At 48.5% G+C, this 14,516-nt stretch carries 12 protein-coding genes; 8 read left to right on the top strand and 4 right to left on the bottom strand.

The window, feature by feature from the left end; genetic code table 11:
- The first annotated feature begins 46 nt into the window (after positions 1 to 46).
- The 7 genes from ACU1JV_RS25975 to ACU1JV_RS25945 all read left to right on the top strand — a co-directional run bounded on the left by ACU1JV_RS25975 (position 47) and on the right by ACU1JV_RS25945 (position 9,147).
- Positions 47 to 2,116 carry a bifunctional aldolase/short-chain dehydrogenase gene (locus ACU1JV_RS25975; RefSeq protein WP_413986073.1) on the top strand — a complete coding sequence of 690 codons (2,070 nt, stop codon included), beginning with the start codon at positions 47 to 49 and terminating at the stop codon, positions 2,114 to 2,116.
- A gap of 395 nt (positions 2,117 to 2,511) precedes the next feature.
- On the top strand, positions 2,512 to 3,732 hold the full coding sequence (gene rhaI / locus ACU1JV_RS25970) for an L-rhamnose isomerase (protein ID WP_413986074.1): 1,221 nt from the start codon (positions 2,512 to 2,514) through the stop codon (positions 3,730 to 3,732).
- The gene (gene rhaB / locus ACU1JV_RS25965) at positions 3,729 to 5,204 is read left to right on the top strand and encodes a rhamnulokinase (RefSeq protein WP_413986075.1); all 1,476 of its coding nucleotides are present in this window, start codon (positions 3,729 to 3,731) and stop codon (positions 5,202 to 5,204) included. The genes rhaI and rhaB overlap by 4 nt, the downstream gene beginning before the upstream one ends.
- A 20-nt stretch (positions 5,205 to 5,224) precedes the next feature.
- Entirely contained in the window at positions 5,225 to 5,983 is a 759-nt protein-coding gene (locus ACU1JV_RS25960) for a DeoR/GlpR family DNA-binding transcription regulator (RefSeq protein WP_013370978.1), read from the top strand.
- A gap of 170 nt (positions 5,984 to 6,153) precedes the next feature.
- The gene (locus ACU1JV_RS25955) at positions 6,154 to 6,882 is read left to right on the top strand and encodes a (Fe-S)-binding protein (RefSeq protein WP_413986076.1); all 729 of its coding nucleotides are present in this window, start codon (positions 6,154 to 6,156) and stop codon (positions 6,880 to 6,882) included.
- Positions 6,879 to 8,399 carry a LutB/LldF family L-lactate oxidation iron-sulfur protein gene (locus tag ACU1JV_RS25950; RefSeq protein WP_413986077.1) on the top strand — a complete coding sequence of 507 codons (1,521 nt, stop codon included), beginning with the start codon at positions 6,879 to 6,881 and terminating at the stop codon, positions 8,397 to 8,399. Before ACU1JV_RS25955 ends, ACU1JV_RS25950 begins: the two co-directional genes overlap by 4 nt.
- Positions 8,392 to 9,147, top strand: a complete 756-nt coding sequence (locus tag ACU1JV_RS25945) for a LutC/YkgG family protein (protein ID WP_413986078.1) — start codon at positions 8,392 to 8,394, stop codon at positions 9,145 to 9,147. The genes ACU1JV_RS25950 and ACU1JV_RS25945 overlap by 8 nt, the downstream gene beginning before the upstream one ends.
- 15 nt (positions 9,148 to 9,162) lie before the next feature.
- Here ACU1JV_RS25945 and ACU1JV_RS25940 read toward each other — a convergent pair whose 3' ends face one another.
- The 4 genes from ACU1JV_RS25940 to ACU1JV_RS25925 all read right to left on the bottom strand — a co-directional run bounded on the left by ACU1JV_RS25940 (position 9,163) and on the right by ACU1JV_RS25925 (position 12,912).
- Positions 9,163 to 10,269: a sensor histidine kinase gene (locus ACU1JV_RS25940; RefSeq protein ID WP_137078528.1), complete on the bottom strand. Its 1,107-nt coding sequence runs from the start codon at positions 10,267 to 10,269 to the stop codon at positions 9,163 to 9,165.
- Between the two features lie 15 nt (positions 10,270 to 10,284).
- Positions 10,285 to 10,986, bottom strand: coding sequence for a response regulator transcription factor (locus tag ACU1JV_RS25935; RefSeq protein ID WP_413986079.1), 702 nt, complete (start codon positions 10,984 to 10,986; stop codon positions 10,285 to 10,287).
- A gap of 111 nt (positions 10,987 to 11,097) precedes the next feature.
- Positions 11,098 to 12,288 (bottom strand): acyltransferase, encoded by a 1,191-nt coding sequence (locus ACU1JV_RS25930; protein WP_346835656.1) that lies wholly within the window; start codon positions 12,286 to 12,288, stop codon positions 11,098 to 11,100.
- 198 nt (positions 12,289 to 12,486) lie between these two features.
- Entirely contained in the window at positions 12,487 to 12,912 is a 426-nt protein-coding gene (locus tag ACU1JV_RS25925; protein ID WP_016818467.1) for a CHRD domain-containing protein, read from the bottom strand.
- A gap of 333 nt (positions 12,913 to 13,245) precedes the next feature.
- Between ACU1JV_RS25925 and ACU1JV_RS25920 the strand changes: the two genes are divergently transcribed.
- Positions 13,246 to 14,406, top strand: a complete 1,161-nt coding sequence (locus ACU1JV_RS25920) for a rhamnogalacturonan acetylesterase (RefSeq protein ID WP_413986080.1) — start codon at positions 13,246 to 13,248, stop codon at positions 14,404 to 14,406.
- Positions 14,407 to 14,516: the final 110 nt, after the last annotated feature.

Below are 14,516 nucleotides of genomic sequence, written 5' to 3'. Positions count from 1 at the left end.
AATAAAACAATTCAAAACCAAAACAGAACTTGGAGGTCTTTTTCCTATGGTACAAAGTCTATGGAATTCTTCACAAGCATCTGAGCAGAAAAGCACGCTGGAACAACTCGTATACCGTTCTAACCTGATTGGCACAGATAGGAGCGTGTGCAACTGGGGAGGCGGCAATACTTCGGCCAAAACAACGATAGAGGATTTCCGCGGGCGTGAAGTGGAAGTGATGTACGTTAAGGGTAGCGGTTCCGATCTTGCAACAATGAAAGCGCATAACTTCACAGGACTTCGTATGGAGGATATCCGTCCTTTGTTTGAGCGGGAAGATATATCTGACGAGGATATGGTTGCTTATCTGGCGAATTGTATGATTGATGCCAAGCATCCGCGTGCCTCGATTGAGACGCTATTGCATGCTTTTTTGCCTTTTAAGCATGTCGATCATACACATCCGGACGCGATTATCAGCTTATGCTGTGCGCATAACGGCAAGGAAATCGCTAAGGAAATTTTCGGTGATCGTTTTGTATGGGTACCCTATATCCGTCCCGGCTTTAAGCTGTCGAAAATGATTGCCCAAGGGGTACTCGATCATCCACAAGCTGAGTTGGTATTGATGGAAAAGCATGGCCTGGTTACGTGGGGAGACACATCCGAAGCGGCTTATGCCAAAACGATCGAAATCATCCAAGAAGCAGAAAGCTATATTAAAGCTCACCAAGAGGAAAAGCAGGGGTTTGGAGGCGCAAAATATAAAGCGCTTACTTCAGAGGAGCGCCGCAGCATAGTGTCCCAGGTCATGCCATCCGTCCGGGGTGCAGTCAGTGATGAGAAAAAGATGATCCTCACCTTTGATGACGCGGAGGATGTGTTGGAGTTTGTGAACGGCCTGGATTCTAGTGCTTTATCCCAGGTTGGAGCAGCATGCCCGGATCATCTGGTTCATACCAAAATGAAACCGCTCTATGTAGATTGGACACCGGATATAGAGAATGTTGAGGGGCTGAAAGTTAAGCTTGCCGAGGGTATAGCAGCCTATAAAGAGCAGTACCAAGCTTATTTCGAGCGTAATCGACATGAAGGAGACGTGAGATTTGAAGCAGCGCCGCGTGTAATCTTGATTCCGGGTGTAGGGATGATCAACACAGGCAAAAGCTGGAGTAATGCACAGGTAAGTGGTGCCTTGTATCATCGTGCTATTGCTGTCATGCGAGGAGCAACGGCGTTAGGGGAGTTTGTTTCGCTCAGTGAAAATGAATCTTACAACGTGGAATACTGGCCGCTGGAGCTTTACAAGCTGTCACTGGCGCCAGCAGAAGCGGAATTTTCACGCAAAATTGCGTTCATTACAGGCGGTGCAGGCGGAATCGGCAGTGCAACTGCACGGCGTTTGGTAGATGAAGGTGCGCATGTCGTATTGGCAGACCTCAATCTGGAAGGTGCGCAAAAAATAGCCGCAGACATAAACAGCAGTTACGGTGAAAACCGTGCCATCGCCGTAAAAATGGATGTGACGCAGGAAGATCAGATTCAGGCTGCCTATGCCGAAACGGCGCTAACCTATGGTGGTGTAGATGTTATCGTAAACAATGCAGGTCTTGCTACATCCAGTCCATTTGATGAAACATCATTAAAGGAATGGAATTTAAACGTGAACGTGCTGGGAACAGGCTATTTTCTGGTCGCACGCGAAGCGTTCAAGCTGATGAAGGAACAGACGCTTGGCGGCAGCATGGTGTTCGTCGGCTCCAAAAACTCGGTCTATGCAGGTAAAAATGTAACGGCCTACAGCTCGGTCAAGGCGCTGGAGGCGCATCTGGCCCGTTGTATTGCCGCAGAAGGCGGGGAATACGGTATCCGCGTAAACACCATTTTGCCAGATGCAATTTTGCAAGGCTCGGCGATCTGGAACTCCAATTGGCGCAATGAGCGCGCCGCCGCCTATGGTATTGATCCAGACCAACTGGAGGAGCATTACCGCAAGCGAACGACGCTGCTGGTCAATATCTATCCGCAGGATATCGCGGAGGGCATAGCCTTTTTCGCCTCATCCAAGGCGGAAAAAACGACAGGCTGTATGATGACCATCGACGGCGGTGTACCCGCAGCCTTTACGCGCTAGGAAGCCAATGAAGGCAGTCCAATAGAACACTTAGGATCATAGCGAACTAATTTAATGTACTAATTTACTGCAATAATCCAGGCCACAAGCCCATAGTACGAAGAGGTTTTTAATTAATTTCAAACACGTAAATAAGTTGTGTTAACTTATTTACGCGCGAATGCCTTTATATACACGCTAACACTTTAAAATAAAAGTGACTTTATGGGTGGTCAGCAGCGGAGCGGATGGAAACGTTCTGAAGAAGCGTAGCGTTCGCCTTTATCCCCGGATTTTCACCTTTAATATGTTCTATAAGATAAAAAAAATCTGGGGATAACAGCGATCGGAAGAATGATCCAGACGCGAAGCGGCCTCCCCCCCATAACTCACTTACTTTTCAAGGAGGAACCACGATGAGTGACAAAGCGTACGCCTTATTTGAGGAGCAGCAACAACAACGGGGTATTGACCTGGAGCAAGTAAAGACCAAGCTGAAAGCGCTAAGCATAGAAACACCGTCCTGGGGATATGGCGACTCAGGTACACGTTTTAAAGTCTTTCAGAAAACGGGCGTGCCGCGTGATCCGTTCGAAAAGCTGGAGGATGCCGCACAGGTTCATGCCTTGACAGGCTTGTGTCCGTCCGTTGCCATTCACATCCCGTGGGATAAAGTAGACAATTACGGTAAGCTTCGCAGTCATGCCGAAAGTCTTGGCCTGCAGATTGGGGCCGTAAATCCCAATCTGTTTCAAGACGAGGACTACATGCTCGGTAGTGTTACGAATGTAGACCCGGCAATCCGCCGCAAGGCTATCAACCATTTGCTGGAATGCGTGGATATTGCAAAGGAAACGGGCTCCAACGATTTTAGCTTATGGTTCGCAGACGGAACGAATTATCCCGGTCAGGGGGACATTCGCAAACGCAAAAATTGGATGCTGGAGGCACTCAGCGAAATGTATAAGGCGCTCACGCCAGACATGCGCATGCTGATTGAATACAAGGCGTTTGAGCCGGCCTTTTACCATACGGATATTGCCGATTGGGGCATGGCGTACCATTACGCGACCAAGTTAGGGCCGCAGGCACAGGTGCTGGTGGATACAGGGCATCATCTGCCGGGGGCCAACGTGGAGCATATTGTTGCGTTTTTAATGGATGAGAAACGACTGGGCGGCTTTCATTTTAACAGTTATAAATATGCGGATGATGATTTGATCGTGGGTTCTGCCAATCCGTATGAGCTGTTTTTAATCTTTTACCAAATTTTGAACGCAGCTCAGGATGTTGATGCAGATATCCGCCATACCGTTGATAAAATTGCTTATTTGATCGACCAGTCGCACAATATCGAACCCAAAATTCCGGCCATGATTCGCTCGGTACTGAATGTGCAGACTCAATATGCGAAGGCACTCTTGATTAATCATGCAGAGGTGGAGGAAGCGTCGAGCCGTCAGGATGTGCTGGGTGCGGAGGATGCGGTACGCCAAGCATTTGAGTTTGATGTGGCCCCGTTGCTTAAAGCGATCCGTGAAGAGCAAGGATTACCTGCAGATCCAATGAAAGCCTACTTGGCGTCTGAGTATGGTACGCAGATTTTGCAAAGAGGCAAGGGTGGTGCGGGCTGGTGAGCATCCTCGCTTATGATTTGGGGGCAAGCAGCGGCAGGGTTCTGCTCGGAAAATTGACAGATTCACGTATCGTGGTGGAAGAAATCCACCGCTTTTCCAATGATCCGGTCAAGGTTGGGGAGCGTCTGCACTGGGATATATTGCGTCTCTATCACGAGGTTCAGCAAGGATTGCTCAAAGCCAAGCATATGGGAATGAATCCATCCAGCCTGGCGATTGACTCCTGGGCGGTCGATTTTGGACTGATTGGAGAAACCGGAGAATTGCTGGGCAACCCTTATCATTATCGGGATTGGCAGACCCATGGAGTAATGGAAAAAGTACAGGAACAACTGGTAAAAGAGTTTATTTTCCAGCGTACAGGCATTCAGTTTTTGACGTTTAATACGATTTATCAGCTGGCTGCTATGCGAAATGCAAGATCACCCTTGCTAGAGCAGGCGGAACATTTCCTGATGATCCCTGATTTGCTGCGGTATTTTCTGACAGGTGAAATGTATCATGAGTTTTCGAATGCAACCAGCACGCAATTGTATCATCCGTTACAGCAAAAATGGGATGATGAGCTTTTGTCCGGAATCAACATTCCCCGCTCTTGGTTTGGAGAGGTACTGGAGCCGGGAAGTGTTGCAGGTACAATCCGTTCATCGGTCATGACGGATCTGGGCATTGGAGCGATTCCTGTGATTGCAGTAGCAGAGCATGACACAGGATCAGCAGTGGCGGCCGTGCCTGCGCTGGAGCAGTCCTTTGCGTACTTGAGCTGCGGAACATGGTCCCTGATGGGAACGGAGACCGCACAGCCAGTAATCAATGATGATACGCTTCGATTTAATTTTACAAATGAAGGCGGCGTGGGCCGGACTTACAGGTTGCTAAAAAATATCATGGGACTGTGGATACTACAGGAGGCGCGCAGAGAGTGGGAGCGGCAGGGAAACTCCTATTCCTTTCCTGAATTGGTTCATATGGCAGAACAGGCTCCAGCGTTCACTTGTTTGATTGACCCGGATGATGAACTGTTTTTGCATGCCGGAGATATGAAAACACGCATACGCCAATACTGCCGCAATACCGGGCAGCCATTGCCGGAAACGCCGGGCGAAATTACACGCTGTATTCTGGAAAGTCTGGCGTTAAAGTATCGTTACATTTTGGAGCTTACAGAACGAGTGTCAGGACAGCGTTTTAATGGCTTGCATATGGTCGGCGGTGGGATTCAAAATCGCTTGCTGTGCCAATGGACGGCCAACTCGATTCAAAAACCCGTATGGGCGGGCCCCGCAGAAGCGAGCGCAATCGGCAATCTTGCGGTACAATGGATGACACAGGGAAAGTTCGCCGATATATGGGAAGCACGCCGGGTGATTGCGGATTCGATTACCGTAGAGGAATATGAACCTGCCGAGTCAGAAGCGTGGGAGGATGCCTACGGGCAGTTCCGGCGGGTGACAGGACTTTTTGTACATTAAAGATGTGGAGTGAGATTGTCATGCTGGTCGCAGAAAGATATGAGATGATTGTGCAGCTCGTGAATGAAAGAGGAAGCATACGGGTGTCCGAATTGAGTGAGCTATGTAAAGTAACGGAAGAAACGATTCGCCGCGATCTGGATCGTCTGGAGCAGGCGGGACGACTGCGCCGTTCACATGGGGGAGCGGTTAGTGTCAAAAACGAGCAGCCTGAAACGCCCTATGCGGTACGGGAAATTATGAACGCAGAGGAAAAGCGTCGGATTGCTGAGGAAGCGGTCAAGCAGATTCAGCCACATGATCGCATTTTGCTGGATGCCAGTACGACTGCCTGGTATATGGCGTCTAGTCTGCCGGATATTCCTTTAACGATACTGACGAATTCGATTCGGGTAGCTACAGAGCTGGCAGGTAAGGAAAAAATCGAGGTTATTTCGACGGGAGGTCAGCTGCTTCAACGTTCACTATCGTTCGTAGGCCCGCTCGCAGAGCGTTCATTAGAAACCTATTATGTAGATAAGCTGTTTTTTTCCAGTCAAGGAGTTCATCTGGATCGTGGCATTAGTGAATCGAATGAGCTGCAAGCTCGTTTGAAGCAGAAAATGGTCAGCATTGCAGATCGCGTGATTTTACTGGCAGATGCGAGCAAATTCGGGCAGCAGGCGTTTACACATGTGGTGAACTTGTCGCAAGTGTCCGAAATTATCACAGATTCGCGGTTGTCGGACCCGATTCGCAGTCAGCTCGCAGAGCTGTCCATCCCGGTTACGATTGTGTAAGCATGTAGTTTCCGGGGTGAGGTCGCTCTACGGTTCATTTGATCTTACGATCGCTGTTGCAGCGGGATTATTTGGATAATGTAAAACCTTTATTCAGGCAAGAATTCCGCTGCAAGCTATGCTTATGATGAAAGTTTTCCTTTGGAAAACGGACGGAAGGGGTGTGTCGTATGAAGGTATCTTTATTTATTACCTGCCTGAGTGATGCCATTTATCCCAAGGTAGGGGAAGCGATGGCCCGCTTGCTTGCCAGATATGGTGTCGAGCTGGAATTTCCCAAGGTGCAGACATGCTGCGGGCAGCCGTCCTACAACAGCGGCTATTGGGATGAAACAAGGGCTGCTGCAAAAACGATTTTGAAAGCGTTTAATGACAGTGATTTTGTCGTAGCTCCTTCCGGTTCTTGCACATTTATGATTCATCATTACCCGGAGTTGTTTAAGGGTGAGCCTGAGTGGCTGGATTCGGCACGGAGGCTGGAGCAAAAGACGTATGAGTTTACACAATTTATGGTACAGGTGCTTGGCGTGACCGATGTGGGCGCGTCTTTTCCTCATACGGTAACCTACCACCCGTCTTGTCATGGAACACGTTTGCTCGGCGTAAAAGAGGAACCGATGAAGCTGCTTGGCAGCGTAAAGGGTTTGCAATTAGTGCCGCTTCCTTTTGCTGAGGACTGCTGTGGGTTTGGTGGTACTTTTGCGGTAAAAATGCCCGATATTTCGGGAGCGATGGTGACTGAAAAAGTGGACCATATCAGGGAGACGGAAGCTGAGGTGCTGGTCGGACTGGACATGGCCTGCTTGATGAACATCGCTGGAAATCTCAGATATCGGGAAGAGCCAGTTCGGGTAATGCATCTGGCAGAGCTGCTGTATGAAGGGGTGAAGCACGCATGACCGCTGTACATACCCATTCTATGAAGCAAAAGGTCAAAGAACGTGCAGAGCTGGCTCTAAATGACGATTTTCTACGGAATGCAGTTCGTTTCACTACCGAGCGACTGCGCAACGGTAAACGGGTAGCTTCTGTGCAGCATGGAAATTGGGAGGAATGGCGTGAGCGGGGGCGCCAAATTCGGCTTCATACCATTGCCCATCTGGACTATTACTTAAATCTATTTGTAGAAAATGCCCGTGCCAACGGGGTGCATATCCATTTTGCCGACACAGCTGTGGATGCTGTACGCATTACACTGGACATTGCTGCGCATAATCAAGCACGTTCTGTCGTCAAATCCAAGTCGATGGTGTCGGAGGAGCTGCATTTGAATCAGGCGCTGGAAGGTGCGGATATCGAGACGATTGAAAGTGATCTCGGTGAGTACATTATTCAACTGGCAGGAGAGGCGCCATCTCATATCGTAATCCCTGCGATTCACAAAAACCGTTATCAGATTGCCGAGCTGCTGTCCAAAGAAGCGGGGGAGGAGTTGTCCGCAGATACGACGATTTTGGCGGGCTTTGTCCGCAAAAAGCTGCGTGAAAAGTTTCTAGATGCGGATATTGGCATGACAGGCTGCAATTTTGCCATTGCTGAGACGGGTTCCATGGTCCTGTTCGAAAATGAAGGCAACGCTCGTATGGTTTCCACTCTGCCCAAAACGCAAATCACACTGATGGGTATGGAGCGAATTATTCCATCCTGGACAGATTTGGAGGTGATGGCTACATTGCTGCCACGCTCCGCTACCGGACAAAAGCTGACTATGTATATGTCGGGGATTTCAGGACCCCGGCGCAGCCAGGATGCCGATGGACCGGAGGAAATGCACATTATCATCGTAGATAACGGGCGTTCGCTTCAGCTAGGCAATCCCGAATTTCAGGAGCTGTTAAATTGTATTCGCTGCGGTGCTTGTCTGAACGCTTGTCCGGTGTACCGACACATTGGGGGACACGCGTATGGCGGGACATACAGTGGTCCTATTGGTGCAGTGCTTACGCCTGCCCTTCACGGCAACATCGAAGAGTGGAACGATATAGCGAGTGCGTCCAGCTTGTGTGGGGCGTGTTATGAAGCCTGTCCGGTCAAAATACCACTGCATGATATGCTGGTTTATTTGCGTAGACGCAAGGTGGAGGCGGGAAAAGGGGATAATCTAGAGACGGCAGCGATGAAAGGTTTTGCGTCAGTAGTTTCCAGCTCAAAGCGATTCGCTGCGGCGATCCGACTCGGACAGATCGCACAGAAAGCGGTCGTTCGTAAGGGAGAAATTACTCTTAAGCTTGGCCCCTTAAAAGGCTGGAATACGTACCGTGTGGCCCCTAGTCTGGCAAAAAAATCCTTCCGTCAGCACTGGAACACACTGGCGCATGAGCTGGAGCAGGAACGCAAGGTCATGCATCCGGACATTCTCAGCCGAATGGAGACGATCTTGGCGGATAGAAGAAAAGGAGGGATGCAGCATGAATGAACAGCGTAATCCTTCTGCGCAAGCAAAAGCGGAGCATGAGGCGTGGCTTCATCAAATGCAATCAGAATCCCGTGTCAAGCAGGCACGCTTTATGGAGGGCATTGCGGCGCGCCTCAAGCGTCCGCGGCAGACGGAGCCACCGATGCAGCCGTTTCGCGGCGCACCAGCGTTTTGGCACGAATTCGAATGGAGTGCGGAGCAGCGCATCGAGGAGTTCACCGCCAACTTTACAAGTGTTGGCGGACATGTCGTGCGTCTGCCGGATCTGAAGGAGACGGCAGACTGGATCGCGCACAAGGCGCGCGAACTGGGAGCGGTCTATATCGTCCGGCAGAATGAGCCGGACCTGGATGCGCTCCAGTTGGAAGCAGTGCTGCCGGAAATCCGACTGTCGGTGTGGAACACCGATCCAGCCGAAGACTGGAAGGCACGCGCCGCGGAGGCCGATATCGGCATGGTCATAGCCGATGAGGCCGCCGCCTATACCGGCTCGGTAGCAGTGCTATCCTCGCCGGAGAAGGGGCGCTCGGTCAGTCTGCTGCCGACCGTGCTGATCATTCTCCTGCCCGTGGAGCGTCTGCGAACACGACTGGGCGAGATTTTAAGCCGCTTTGACGAAGCAGGGCGCGAGCAATTGCCCGCAGGCATTCATTTTATTACTGGACCGAGCCGCTCGTCCGATATTGAAAATGACTTGACGATCGGCGTACACGGACCGGGTATCGTTTATACGTTGTTGATTGGTTAGCGTTACACTGCCCGTCTAACGGGCGCGATAGAGCGGAAAACGGGTTTCAAAATCCGTTTGTCTGCGACTGCTCCTAACCGAAATGCGGCCATTGTGCAGCTCAGTAATGCTTTTGGTAATGGCAAGACCCAGCCCGGTGCCTCCGGTTTCCTTGGAGCGTGATTTGTCCACTCGATAAAACCGTTCAAACAGATGCGGGACATCTTCCTGTGGAATCGGGGCACCGTAGTTGGTGCAGATCACTATCGCTTCATCGCCTTCACGTCCGATGGTGATATCGAAACGTTTGCCATCCTTTCCATATCGAATCGCGTTGGAAAATAAATTTTCATACAGGCGTACCAGCTCGTCCGTGTCGGCCAATATCCGCACAGGCTCAACGATTCGGACACGATAAGACATGTCCGCCTGTTCCAGTGAGGGTACAAATTCCTCAGCAAGTTGAGTGAGCAATTTGCCGAGGTCTACAGGCTTCAGCTCCAGAGGCAGGCTACCACCGCTCACACGCGTGTACTCAAACAATTCGTCGATCAGCTTTTTCAGCGTCAGCGATTTTTCATAAGCAATGTTTACATAGTAGCGCAGCTCAATTTCGTCCCGGTAGCGGTCGGTTTCAATATACTCCAAAAAGCCAATCACAGATGTTAGCGGGGTGCGAAGATCGTGGGATACGCCAGTGATCAGGTCGTTTTTGGCCTTGGCGGAAGCCCGTTCTTCTTCTAGTGAGAGACGGAGCTTGTCTGCCATGGTATTCATATTTTTCGCCAAGGTTGCCAGCTCATCCGCTGAAGATACCGGAATCGAATAGGATAGATTTCCGTCCGCGAATTTCTGCATCCCTTTCGTAATCTCGCGTAGATAGCCAATCGTATTTTTGGTAAAAAGGAAAAAGAAATAAATATATAAAGGCAGCCCGCTCACCAGCATGATCAGTGAGGAACCAATATGATTTACGGTCCAGCGGATCAGCCGGGTGCCGAAAAATGAACGGGAGGGATTCAGCCATAACAGCAAAGACGCTCCATAATAAAACACCATTAAAATCAGTCCAGTTAAAGTGAAGGCAGCAAGGCTAAGAGCTGCCAGCTTCCATCCCAGCGTATCATATCGTTTTGCCTTCAAGACGCAAGTCCTCCATTAATCGAATTTTTCCATTTTATAGCCGATGCCCCACACTGTTTTCAGGTATTTGGGCTTTCTCGGATCAGTCTCAATTTTCTCGCGAATTTTACGCACATGAACCATTAGCGTGTTGTTGGATTCCAGATATTGCTCCTTCCAGACCTTCTCATAAATCTGCTCCATGCTCAGCACTTGCCCCCGGTGTCGAGCCAAAAGCTCAACAATGGCGAATTCACGCGGAGTCAGCTTTACGCATTCTCCAGCGAGAGTGACTTCATGCGTAACAGTGTTAATGGAGAGTTCATCCAGTACCATTTCATGCTCCAATACAGAAGAGGAATGGGTATACTTCCGTACTCTACGTAGCTGGGATTTGATGCGTGCCACTAGCTCTAGCGGGCTGAACGGCTTGGTGACATAATCATCGGCCCCAACGCTAAGCCCTGTAATTTTGTCCATATCTTGTCCCTTCGCAGACAACATAATGATCGGAAAATGTTCGGTTTCCCTGATTTTCATGCAGGCTTCAATCCCGTCCATGTTGGGCATCATCACATCCAGCACCATCACATCTATCTGTTCCCGATTAACCTGCTCCAGCGCTTCCAGTCCGTCCCGTGCCATGAGCAAGCGATATCCTTCATTTTCTAAATATATTTGCATGAGCTTAATTATTTCAGGTTCATCGTCTACTAATAAAATGGTTCCGTTATGCATGGCCCGCGCACCCTTTCTGTTCTTTCCAGCAGTATACAATATGGGCGTATTATATACCTTTTTGGCGGTGGAGGCTATGGACACTCTTCTCAGGTCGTTTGCCGGGTATCATCAGCCTTTGAATAGTAACGTTTCGGGCGAAGACATACGCTCTTCTTGCTTGAAGTTCCTTTTTCCTGTACCCGGTAGCTGACCGAACAAAATCCACGCACATGGCAGGAAGCGGGCGATGAACGACACGACGAGCCAAGAGCAAAGAAGTGCACAGAAAAAACCTCCAGCGTACCACACATGAATAAGCTGCGGCGAACCGATGTGTGGTGAAAACTGCCGATACAGGAGCAGGAAAAACGGATGGATGAGATACACCCCAAAGGACAGGGTACCCAGACGTTCCAGCTTGCGAATGACAATGGAATGTTGTCTCCTATACATGAGAAAGGAAATCTGTAACCATACCAGCGTACTAGACAGGCTGTACATATTATACATAAGTTCAAAAACCAGCGAATTGTATGAAGTTCCGTACATTCTATTTTCATACCACATATAGACATGAATGATGGCTGAAATCAGCCATAAAGCCCAAATTGCAATCCAGGTCAGCACGCTGACAAAGCTTCGTTCCCCTTTACGCATCAGAAACCAAGTTCGGAGCTGGGGATAATAGTAACCGAGAGCAGCGCCCATCATGTAACAGGCCACATAGGACAGCGCCCAGCTGCCTTTATTTTGAACCTGAAAGAGAAATTTATTGCTAATTATAAATGCCCACTGTACCAGCAGCCCAATGACAATAGACCATTGCGGAAATTGCCGATAATGCTGAAACAGCCACAATACGCATGGAAATGCAAGATAGAATTGCATCATGATAAAAATATAATATAAATGGGTGTAGGCTTTGCCTGTGACCAGCTTCAGAGCAAAACTTTCCGCTAGTGTAGTTATACTCCATGGTTCGTTACTGCCAGCCATAAGGGACAGGATGAAATAAAAGAGAGAGAACATGACATAAGGTACGAGAATATACAACAATCTCTGCTTATAAAAGCGGCTCAAAAGCTGTCGTCCCATTGGACGATCCTTATAGTTGTAGAACAGTACCATGCTGCTAAGCGCGATAAATACAGGGGTACCATACTTCATCAACACATTGAGCGCATTATATACAACATAAAGGCTGGAATGTGTAAGTTGAACCGTTGCATAAGAAGTGGCATGTACCATTAAGACGGCTAAAATCGCCATGGCTCTGACCAACTGTAATTCGGGAATTTTCTCTTTGGTCGTAGGCTTCATAAGCTTCATTTCCTTTCAGTAGTGAACAGTATCTTGTTGAACTCTTTCTATTAAAAGATAAAGTTCTTAACAATCTGAAAGGGAGTGGCTTAAGAATCGCTTATGAACTTCTTAACTTTTGTTAAGAATTAAGAAAAAGAACTTCCATAGGCTCAAAATGAGCAGCATGGAAGTTCTTTTAGTACTCATGTCCATTCGTTATTTGCAACGTTTGATAGGTGCGCGTCTGATTTGTCCACGAATGGCACCGTTCGGATGACGGATCGTGTGGACATTGACGTAGGCGTTGCCCTCTCTGATTTGGCATACCAAATCATTAATGGTTCTGCCTCTGAGCGGACCAGTAAGATCAATTGCACGCAGCACGCCGGTAACGACGCCTCTTCTTACGGTAATCCCAAACTTCGAAGGGCCAAACAGGGTAGCGACAACAGGTCCGTTTTCACCTCTTCGTCCCAGATGAATGTGCGCTTCAGTTACTCGTGAAATATTGCGGACCGTCAGTTCAAAGCTTAATTGCTGGCTCGCTGGACGGTAACGAAATTCCGCAGTTCCTGTCGCATTTGTTCTGACAGGAGGCACTTCATTAGCCCCCCTCAACGTGGCTCTAAACTTATTAGACATTACGTCCCTCCTTTCCCAGTGTTGGTTTAGTGTATTCACAGAACCAGAGAAAGGGCTGTACATTTGCCTATTCATCAGAAGTTGTGTGTGTTTACGGGTTCTGCTCAAAGGAACTATATCTCTTCAAATTCCACTTGATTTAGTTGGGCTACAATTACTATTGTAAGAGGTACGCAGAAAACGGATCCTGTTGTTTATTCGGCTACGTCAACTTTTTATTTGCATAAGAATTACATAGGTACAACCGTGCAACCATTGGTAGAATTTTATGTATGCGCTTACATTGAATATTCTTTGCTTCTTACAATTAAAAATCTGGAGGAGGAATGAAGAATGAAGTGGAAAAAAGGATTGACTGGTATGCTTTTAGCAGCTTTTTTATGTGGTGCGCCAGGGGTGGGTATAGCTACTCCGGCACATGCATCCAATGGCGAGTACAAGTTTGATTTTGGCGGAGGTACGGTCGAAACGGGTTATACCGGAGTGAGCGCTTCGCTGTCCTATGACTCAGCACGTGGCTATGGCTTTCGTACCCCTGAGAATATGCGTAATGTCAGTGCATCAGGAACTGGGGTGGCAAGTGATGCGGCACAATTCCTGACTACAGGTACGAAAAGCGAGAATACTTTTGACGTCGATCTTCCTTCAGGTTTATATGAGGTGTCGGTTACTTTAGGTAATACTTCCCGTTCGAGTGTTGCGGCCGAAGGGGTGTATCAGGTCATAAATATGACGGGGAATGGGGCCAAGGATCGCTTTCAAATTCCAGTGACAGACGGACAGTTAAATCTACTGATTACTGAAGGCAAAGAGGGCGCGGTCTTCACACTTAGTGCAATGGAAATCAAGCAATTGTCTAGCAATCCAGCTACGAATCGCACGATTTATATCGGTGGGGATTCTACGGTATGTAACTATTATCCGCTAGATAGCAGCGTGCAGGCAGGATGGGGTCAACTGCTGCCAGAGTTTGTAAACACGAATACTTTTCAAATTCGCAATATGGCGTCAGGGGGCCAAATTGCTAGAGGATTCCATCAGGACGGTCAGTTGGAGGCTATCGTTCAATATATCAAGCCAGGGGATTATTTTATTCTCCAATTAGGCATTAATGACACCAATCCAAAGCATAACGAAAGCGAAGCGGAGTTTAAGGATTGGATGCGAGATATGATCCGGCAGGTGAAGGCTAAGGGGGCGACGGTAATTCTGTCAACACCGCAAGGACGAGCCACTGACTTTAATGCTAACAATGTACACAACGCAGAAAACAGATGGTATAGAAGCGCTATTTTGGCGCTGGCTCAAGAGGAACAAACGCCTTTAGTCGATCTGAATGTGCTCAGTTCAGCTTATTTCACTTCTATTGGCAAAGAAGCTACGCTGGCTTTGTATATGAACGGTGATACACTACATCCAAACTTTGCAGGAGCAAGGCAACTGGCGCGATTAGTAGCACACGATTTAAAAAGACAGGGTCTGAGTGGATTCTAAATTTCAATGCTGGTTTTACCTCTGTTTCTTACATTTGTAGGAACAGGGGTTTTTGGCTTATGTTCAGGGTGCTATAATAATGGAAAAAAGCAATAGTAATTCGGAGGAAT

The sequence above is a fragment of the Paenibacillus sp. T2-29 genome (assembly GCF_052921365.1).
Note: the sequence above shows the minus strand (reverse complement) of the source record. Positions and strands in the feature narration are given on the sequence as shown.